The organism is Streptomyces durocortorensis, from assembly GCF_016901035.1.
In the GTDB taxonomy this organism is placed as follows: domain Bacteria; phylum Actinomycetota; class Actinomycetes; order Streptomycetales; family Streptomycetaceae; genus Streptomyces; species Streptomyces durocortorensis.
Genome location: NZ_JAFEUF010000110.1, coordinates 1 through 8,311, shown reverse-complemented (window position 1 = coordinate 8,311; position 8,311 = coordinate 1). Strand labels below are relative to the sequence as shown.

10 protein-coding genes are annotated in these 8,311 nt (G+C 69.7%); 9 read left to right on the top strand and 1 reads right to left on the bottom strand.

The window, feature by feature from the left end:
• Positions 1 to 165: 165 nt before the first annotated feature.
• The 8 genes from map to truA all read left to right on the top strand — a co-directional run bounded on the left by map (position 166) and on the right by truA (position 5,584).
• Positions 166 to 1,002, top strand: coding sequence for a type I methionyl aminopeptidase (gene map / locus JS521_RS20580; protein ID WP_205084435.1), 837 nt, complete (start codon positions 166 to 168; stop codon positions 1,000 to 1,002).
• A gap of 306 nt (positions 1,003 to 1,308) precedes the next feature.
• Complete coding sequence (infA, locus tag JS521_RS20575; RefSeq protein WP_003956442.1) at positions 1,309 to 1,530, top strand: translation initiation factor IF-1; 222 nt, start codon at positions 1,309 to 1,311, stop codon at positions 1,528 to 1,530.
• Positions 1,531 to 1,589: 59 nt separating this feature from the next.
• Positions 1,590 to 1,703, top strand: coding sequence for a 50S ribosomal protein L36 (gene rpmJ / locus JS521_RS20570; protein WP_003956441.1), 114 nt, complete (start codon positions 1,590 to 1,592; stop codon positions 1,701 to 1,703).
• Between the two features lie 194 nt (positions 1,704 to 1,897).
• The gene (gene rpsM, locus JS521_RS20565; protein WP_003966938.1) at positions 1,898 to 2,278 is read left to right on the top strand and encodes a 30S ribosomal protein S13; all 381 of its coding nucleotides are present in this window, start codon (positions 1,898 to 1,900) and stop codon (positions 2,276 to 2,278) included.
• A 105-nt stretch (positions 2,279 to 2,383) separates the two neighbouring features.
• Positions 2,384 to 2,788, top strand: a complete 405-nt coding sequence (rpsK, locus tag JS521_RS20560) for a 30S ribosomal protein S11 (protein ID WP_003956432.1) — start codon at positions 2,384 to 2,386, stop codon at positions 2,786 to 2,788.
• 137 nt (positions 2,789 to 2,925) lie between these two features.
• The gene (locus tag JS521_RS20555; RefSeq protein ID WP_003966937.1) at positions 2,926 to 3,948 is read left to right on the top strand and encodes a DNA-directed RNA polymerase subunit alpha; all 1,023 of its coding nucleotides are present in this window, start codon (positions 2,926 to 2,928) and stop codon (positions 3,946 to 3,948) included.
• A gap of 188 nt (positions 3,949 to 4,136) precedes the next feature.
• Complete coding sequence (gene rplQ / locus JS521_RS20550) at positions 4,137 to 4,640, top strand: 50S ribosomal protein L17 (RefSeq protein ID WP_010058774.1); 504 nt, start codon at positions 4,137 to 4,139, stop codon at positions 4,638 to 4,640.
• Positions 4,641 to 4,729: 89 nt separating this feature from the next.
• Positions 4,730 to 5,584, top strand: coding sequence for a tRNA pseudouridine(38-40) synthase TruA (truA, locus tag JS521_RS20545; protein WP_205084434.1), 855 nt, complete (start codon positions 4,730 to 4,732; stop codon positions 5,582 to 5,584).
• Positions 5,585 to 5,606: 22 nt separating this feature from the next.
• Here truA and JS521_RS20540 read toward each other — a convergent pair whose 3' ends face one another.
• On the bottom strand, positions 5,607 to 6,458 hold the full coding sequence (locus JS521_RS20540; RefSeq protein ID WP_205084433.1) for a hypothetical protein: 852 nt from the start codon (positions 6,456 to 6,458) through the stop codon (positions 5,607 to 5,609).
• A 67-nt stretch (positions 6,459 to 6,525) separates the two neighbouring features.
• On the opposite strand from JS521_RS20540, the gene JS521_RS20535 reads away from it, so the two are divergent.
• Positions 6,526 to 8,145: an ABC-F family ATP-binding cassette domain-containing protein gene (locus JS521_RS20535; protein WP_205084432.1), complete on the top strand. Its 1,620-nt coding sequence runs from the start codon at positions 6,526 to 6,528 to the stop codon at positions 8,143 to 8,145.
• The last annotated feature ends 166 nt before the right edge of the window (positions 8,146 to 8,311 follow it).

Sequence of the window (8,311 nt, the reverse complement as noted above, 5' to 3'; positions counted from 1 at the left end):
CCCCGCGCCCCCGGGGTCGGGGCGCCCGCCCGCCCCCCCCCCCCCCCCCCGGGGGGGGGGGGGCGCGCCGCCGGGCCCCCCCCCCCCCCCCCCGACTGCTTGCCCCCGTATCGTTGAGAACGCCGAGCCGTACCCGTCACCGTCGATGCAGAGAGGCGCCGAGCAATGGTGCAGATCAAGACCCCCGAGCAGATCGCGAAGATGCGCGAGGCGGGCCTGGTGGTCGCTGCCATTCACGCCGCCACCCGTGAGGCGGCCGTTCCCGGGGCCACCACGCACGACCTGGACCAGGTCGCCCGCAAGGTGATCGCCGACCACGGCGCGAAGTCGAACTTCCTCGGGTACGGCGGGTTCCCCGCGACCATCTGCACCTCGGTCAACGAGGTAGTCGTCCACGGCATCCCGGACGAGAAGACGGTCCTCAAGGACGGCGACATCATCTCGATCGACGCCGGCGCCATCGTCGACGGCTGGCACGGCGACGCCGCGTACACGGCCTTCGTGGGTACCGGTCACGCTCCGGAGCTGGTCGAGCTCTCCCGGGTGACCGAGGAGTCGATGTGGGCCGGGATCGCCGCGATGAAGGTGAACAACCGCCTCGTCGACGTCTCCCGGGCGATCGAGACGTACATCCGCCGCCAGCCGCGTCCGGCCACGGGGAAGTACGGGATCATCGAGGACTTCGGCGGCCACGGCATCGGCACCGAGATGCACATGGACCCGCACCTGCTGAACTACGTCTCCCGTAAGCGCGGCAAGGGCATCAAGCTCGTCCCGGGCGTCTGCCTGGCGATCGAGCCCATGGTCTCGCTCGGGACGGCGCGCACGGAGACGCTGGCCGACGACTGGACGGTCATCACGACGGACGGCACCTGGTCCTCGCACTGGGAGCACTCCATCGCGCTGACCGAGCAGGGCCCGCTGGTCCTGACCGCTCCGGACTGCGGGAAGGCGAGGCTCGCGCAGTACGGGATCGAGGCCGCGCCCGACCCGCTGGGATGACCCGATCCGGCGGACGGAGTCCGGCGCAGCGGCCCGACGCATGTGAGTCGCCCCGGCGCCGAGCCCGCGAGGGCTGCGTGGGGGAGGGGCCGGCGTCGAGGCCGCTCCCGACCCGCTCGGGTGATGTGACCCCTCGGAGAGGTCTAAGGATCACCCCGGGTGGGCAAACTTGACGGATTCGTCTTTTGGGGTCCGCTGACGTAGACTGACTCGTCGGCTCTGGTGCATCCGTGTGTCTGCATGCAATCGCATGACAGGGACGGGATGGCGGGAGCCGATCAAGGTAGCCGATTCGAAAGGCGAAGCGTGGCCAAGAAGCAAGGTGCCATCGAGATTGAGGGCACCGTGATCGAGTCCCTCCCGAACGCAATGTTCAAGGTGGAGCTCCAGAACGGTCACAAGGTCCTGGCGCACATCAGCGGCAAGATGCGGATGCACTACATCCGTATCCTCCCCGATGACCGGGTTGTGGTGGAGCTCTCTCCGTACGACCTCACGCGTGGCCGGATCGTCTACCGCTACAAGTAGATCTTGCCGGCACCCCGTTTCGGCGGGTGATGGCACTGACCCGGAGAACCTGACATCCCATGAAGGTCAAGCCGAGCGTCAAGAAGATCTGCGACAAGTGCAAGGTGATCCGCCGTCACGGCCGGGTCATGGTCATCTGCGACAACCTGCGCCACAAGCAGCGCCAGGGCTGACGCACGACCGCCTGCATCTCGCAGTTCTTCGCGCGACGCACGTAATACGTACATACGCAGAGCCCGTCCAAGCCACGGCTGACGACACCTCCGGCGGGGGCCGGAGACCCGGGCGTACCACTGCTCCTCGGGAGCGGTCGGCGGTCGGGAGTGGCCCTGCGGAAGACCCCCGAAATAACAACTGGAGCCATTGAATGGCACGCGTTTCAGGTGTTGACATCCCGCGCGAAAAGCGCGTGGAGGTTGCCCTCACCTACGTCTTCGGTATCGGGCGCACCCGGTCCAAGGAGATCCTCGCCTCGACCGGCGTGAACCCGAACACCCGCGTTCGCGACCTGGCCGAGGAAGACCTCGTCAAGATCCGCGAGCACGTGGACGCCAACCTCCGCACCGAGGGTGACCTCCGCCGTGAGGTCCAGGCGAACATCCGCCGCAAGGTCGAGATCGGCTGCTACCAGGGCATCCGCCACCGTCGTGGCCTGCCCGTCCACGGTCAGCGCACCAGCACGAACGCGCGTACCCGCAAGGGCCCGCGTCGCGCCATCGCCGGTAAGAAGAAGCCGGGCAAGAAGTAGTCCTCAGCGGACGCACTGCGGACCTCCGGTTCTCCCGGAACCCGCAGCAACCAGCGGTCTTCGCTGTAGGACCGATCACCTCCCCTCTCCATCTGGAGTCAAGACATGCCCCCCAAGGGTCGTCAGGGCGCAGCCAAGAAGGTGCGTCGCAAGGAAAAGAAGAACGTCGCTCACGGCCACGCGCACATCAAGAGCACGTTCAACAACACCATCGTCTCGATCACGGACCCCTCGGGCAACGTGATCTCCTGGGCCTCCGCCGGCCACGTCGGCTTCAAGGGCTCGCGCAAGTCCACCCCCTTCGCCGCGCAGATGGCCGCCGAGTCGGCCGCCCGCCGCGCGCAGGAGCACGGCATGCGCAAGGTCGACGTCTTCGTCAAGGGTCCGGGCTCCGGCCGCGAGACCGCGATCCGTTCGCTCCAGGCCACCGGCCTGGAGGTCGGTTCGATCCAGGACGTCACCCCGACGCCGCACAACGGTTGCCGTCCGCCGAAGCGTCGCCGCGTCTGACCCGTCACGGCCGGTGACGGCCGTGCGTCAGTAGCGTTCAGGTCCGGGCGGTACGCCTCATTCGGGGCGTACCGCCCGTACCCTTGTTTCACTGTCGGGCATCAAATAGTGGGTGCCCACGACTGAAGGATCACCGCATGCTTATCGCTCAGCGTCCGTCGCTGACCGAAGAGGTCGTCGACGAGTTCCGCTCCCGGTTCGTGATCGAGCCGCTGGAGCCGGGCTTCGGTTACACCCTCGGCAACTCCCTCCGCCGCACGCTCCTCTCCTCGATCCCCGGTGCCGCTGTCACCAGCATCCGGATCGACGGTGTCCTGCACGAGTTCACCACCGTGCCGGGCGTCAAGGAGGACGTCACCGACCTCATCCTCAACATCAAGCAGCTGGTCGTCTCCTCGGAGCACGACGAGCCCGTCGTGATGTACCTGCGCAAGCAGGGCCCGGGTCTGGTCACCGCCGCCGACATCGCGCCCCCGGCCGGTGTCGAGGTGCACAACCCCGACCTCGTTCTCGCCACGCTCAACGGCAAGGGCAAGCTGGAGATGGAGCTGACCGTCGAGCGCGGTCGCGGCTACGTCTCCGCCGTCCAGAACAAGCAGGTCGGCCAGGAGATCGGCCGGATCCCGGTCGACTCCATCTACTCGCCGGTGCTCAAGGTCACGTACAAGGTCGAGGCGACCCGTGTCGAGCAGCGCACCGACTTCGACAAGCTGATCGTCGACGTGGAGACCAAGCAGGCCATGCGTCCCCGTGACGCCATGGCGTCGGCCGGTAAGACCCTGGTCGAGCTGTTCGGTCTGGCGCGCGAGCTCAACATCGACGCCGAGGGCATCGACATGGGCCCGTCCCCGACGGACGCTGCTCTCGCCGCCGATCTGGCTCTGCCGATCGAGGAGCTGGAGCTCACGGTCCGTTCCTACAACTGCCTCAAGCGCGAGGGCATCCACTCCGTGGGTGAGCTCGTGGCCCGTTCCGAGGCGGACCTGCTCGACATCCGCAACTTCGGTGCGAAGTCGATCGACGAGGTCAAGGCGAAGCTGGCCGGTATGGGCCTCGCGCTGAAGGACTCGCCTCCCGGCTTCGACCCGACGGCTGCGGCTGACGCCTTCGGTGCGGATGACGACGCGGACGCCGGGTTCGTGGAGACCGAGCAGTACTGAGTCGCCTCCCGGCTGGGGTGCCCGGTTTTTGAGGGCGCCCCGGGCCGGGGCTGAGGCTTTGTCCTCAATCGCCGGACGGCTTGATATATCAAGCCCGAACGGCAGCTATGACTTCCGTGGGGCGACCGCCTCGCGGGAACTGACACCGGTACCTGATACGGCCGGTGCAGCACACAAGGAGAATCACCATGCCGCGTCCCGCCAAGGGTGCCCGTCTGGGCGGCAGCGCCGCTCACGAGCGTCTGCTCCTCGCCAACCTGGCGAAGTCGCTGTTCGAGCACGGCCGCATCACGACGACCGAGGCCAAGGCCCGCCGCCTGCGCCCCGTCGCCGAGCGCCTCGTCACCAAGGCGAAGAAGGGCGACATCCACAACCGTCGCCTGGTGCTCCAGACGATCACGGACAAGAGCGTCGTCCACACGCTCTTCACCGAGATCGCTCCCCGGTACGAGAACCGCCCCGGTGGTTACACCCGTATCACCAAGATCGGTAACCGTCGTGGCGACAACGCCCCGATGGCGGTCATCGAGCTGGTCGAGGCGCTGACCGTGGCCCAGCAGGCCACCGGTGAGGCCGAGGCCGCCACGAAGCGTGCGGTCAAGGAAGACGCGGCCAAGAAGGACGAGGCCCCCGCGGCCGAGTCCGTCGAGGACGCCAAGCCGGCCGACGACGCCGAGTCCAAGGACGCCTGAGCGTTCTAGCGACCACGGGACGGGCCCGCATCACCCTTCGGGGCGGTGCGGGCCCGTTTCGCTGACCAGGGTGTGGAGAGGGAGACGCGGTGAGTGACCAGGCCGAGCCCGGGTTCGTGCGGGTACGACTGGACCTGTCCTACGACGGCAAGGACTTCTCCGGCTGGGCGAAGCAGACCAGCCGGCGCACGGTGCAGGGCGAGATCGAGGACGCGCTGCGGACCGTGACCCGCTCGTCCGTGACGTACGACCTGACGGTGGCTGGCCGCACCGACGCCGGGGTGCACGCGCGCGGCCAGGTGGCCCACGTGGATCTGCCGGAGGCGGTCTGGGGCGAGCACGAAGAGAAGCTGCTGAGGCGGCTGGCGGGGCGGCTGCCGCTGGACGTACGGATCTGGCGCGCGGCCCCCGCCCCGGCCGGGTTCAACGCCCGGTTCTCCGCGCTGTGGCGGCGGTACGCCTACCGTGTCGGCGACCGGCCCGGTGGGGTCGATCCGCTGACCCGGGGTCATGTGCTGTGGCACGACCGGCCGTTGGATCTGGACGCGATGAACGAGGCGGCCGCGCTGATGGTGGGGGAGCACGACTTCGCGGCGTACTGCAAGAAGCGTGAGGGTGCGACGACCATCCGTACGCTCCAGAAGCTGAGCTGGGCACGGGATGAGGAGTCCGGGGTCCTCACCGCGACCGTGCAGGCGGACGCGTTCTGCCACAACATGGTGCGGGCGCTGATCGGTGCGGCGCTGTTCGTCGGCGACGGGCGGCGGCCCGCCTCCTGGCCCGCCGAGGTGCTGGCCGCCCGGGTGCGCGACCCGGGGGTGCATGTGGTGCGCCCGCACGGGCTGACGCTGGAGGAAGTGGCTTACCCAGCGGACGACTTGCTGGCGGCGCGGGCCGAAGAGGCCCGGAACGTACGGACGTTGCCGGGGGCGGGTTGCTGCTGACGCCCGACCCCCGGGCGTCGGGTCAGCCGTTGGGGGCGGCGGCGGCCTGGGAGGCCTGGAGCTGGCCCCGGCGGTGGATCTGGCCGAACGTGAAGTTCGTCAGGTCCTTGTTGACCGCGTAGACGTCCTTGTCGGTGGTGGTGACCCGCTTGCCGTTCACGAAGCCGCCGACGGTGAAGTAGGCGTAACGGCCGTAGGAGTTGGAGGTACGCAGGCAGACCGTGCCGCCCCGGCAGAAGGTGTCGACGCCGCCACCGCTGAGCGAGGCGAGACCGCCCGATGACTGGTCGACGGTCTTCTTCGCGCGGGCCTCGGTCGCGAAGACGGCGACGCCGACCGTGAAGGCCACCCCGTCCTTGCGGTAGGTGGCCCGGATGAGCTGCGTGCAGCCGTTGTTCGTGAGGATCGAGCCGAGGGCGCCCTGGGTGCCCGTCGCGCACTTCGCGGAGTTGCTCGTCGCGCCCTTGAAGTGGACGCGGTCGCCCATGGTGAGCTTCTTGCCGGGGAAGAACCCGTCGACGGTGACCGGCGCCTTGTCCTTGTCGGCGCTGGATATGTAGTCCTTGGGGTCCGGCGGGGGCGGCGGTGCGACCGAGGAGAAGGACGGCGCGGGCGCGGAGGTGTCCTCGGGGAGGTCGGCGGGGGCGGGCAGCCGGCTCGCGTTCTTGTCGTCCTTGCCGGTGCCGCCGCCGTTCGAGGTGACCACGGCGGTGGTCACGATCGCGCCGATCGCGACGGTGGCCAGCGCCCCGCCGCCGATCATCAGCAGTCTCTTGCGGCGGGCCCGCGCGGCGGACTGATCCGCCAGCGCCGCCCAGTCCGGTGTTCCATCGCCCCCGGGCCCCCAGGAGGCCCCCCCTTGCCCAAAGCTCATGGGCGCAGTTTAGGGGGTGACGTAAACCGGTTGGGCCAGGAGTTCGCGGACCGTGACAATGCTCTGTATGGGACATCTCGAAGCGGGCCACCTGGAGTTCTACCTACCGGACGGGCGGGTGCTGCTCGGCGATGCCTCGTTCCGGGTGGCCGACGGGGCCGTCGTCGCGCTCGTCGGGGCGAACGGGGCGGGGAAGACGACGCTGCTCCGGCTGCTGGCGGGGGAGCTGCAGCCGCACGGCGGCACGGTGTCGGTGAGTGGCGGGCTCGGCGTGATGCCGCAGTTCGTGGGCTCGGTGCGGGACGAGCGGACGGTGCGGGACCTGCTGGTGTCCGTGGCCCAGCCCCGGATCAGGGAGGCCGCGAAGGCCGTCGACGCCGCCGAGGAACGCATCGTCACCGTCGACGACGAGGCCGCGCAGATGGCGTACGCGCAGGCCCTGAGCGACTGGGCGGAGGCGCGCGGGTACGAGGCCGAGACGGTCTGGGACATGTGCACGATGGCCGCGCTGGGCGTTCCGTACGAGAAGGCGCAGTGGCGCGAGGTGCGCACGCTCAGCGGCGGTGAGCAGAAGCGGCTGGTGCTGGAGGCGCTGCTGCGCGGGCCCGACGAGGTGCTGCTGCTGGACGAGCCGGACAACTATCTGGACGTCCCCGGCAAGCGGTGGCTGGAGGAGAAGCTGAAGGAGACCCGTAAGACGGTCCTCTTCGTCTCCCACGACCGGGAGCTGCTGTCCCGGGCCGCCGAGAAGATCGTCAGCGTCGAGCCGAGTCCGGCGGGCAGCGATGTGTGGGTGCACGGTGGCGGCTTCGCCACGTACCACGACGCCCGCAAGGAGCGGTTCGCGCGGTTCGAGGAGCTGCTGCGGCGCTGGCAGGAGGAGCACGCCCGGCTGAAGGCGCTCGTCCTGCGGATGCGGCAGCAGGCGGCGAACAGCCCGGACATGGCGAACCGCTACCACGCGATGCAGACCCGTTTCAAGAAGTTCGAGGAGGCCGGGCCGCCGCCGGAGCCGCCGCGCGAGCAGGACATCAAGATGCGGCTGCGCGGCGGGCGGACCGGGGTGCGGGCGGTGACCTGCAAGGGCCTGGAGCTGACCGGGCTGATGAAACCGTTCGACCTGGAGATCTTCTACGGGGAACGGGTCGCGGTCCTCGGCTCCAACGGGTCCGGCAAGTCGCACTTCCTGCGGCTGCTGGCCGGTGAGCCGGTGGCGCACACGGGGGAGTGGAAGCTCGGGGCGCGGGTCGTGCCGGGGCACTTCGCGCAGACCCACGCGCATCCGGAGCTGCTCGGCAAGACGCTGGTGGAGATCCTCTGGTCCGAGCACGCGAAGGACCGGGGAGGGGCGATGGGGGTGCTGCGGCGGTACGAGCTGGAGCGGCAGGGGGACCAGGACTTCGAGCGGCTGTCGGGTGGGCAGCAGGCGCGGTTCCAGATCCTGCTGCTGGAGCTGGCGGGGACGACGGTGCTGCTGCTGGACGAGCCGACGAACAACCTGGACCTGGAGTCGGCGGAGGCGTTGCAGGACGGGCTTGAGGTGTACGACGGGACGGTGATGGCCGTGACGCACGACCGGTGGTTCGCGAAGTCGTTCGACCGGTATCTGGTGTTCGGGTCGGACGGGGTGGTGCGGGAGACGGGGGAGCCGGTGTGGGATGAGCGGAGGGTGCAGCGGGCGCGGTGACCTTGGCGGTCGGCGGTGGGGGCCCGGGGTGCGGGTGCGTGGTGCCGTGCGGCGCCGTTGGGGGGGGGGGGGGGGGGGGGGGGGGGGGGGGGGGGGGGGGGGCGGCGGGGGGGGGGGGGGGCGGGGGGGAAGGGGGTGCGAGCGCGGGGGCGGCCGCGGGGGGGGG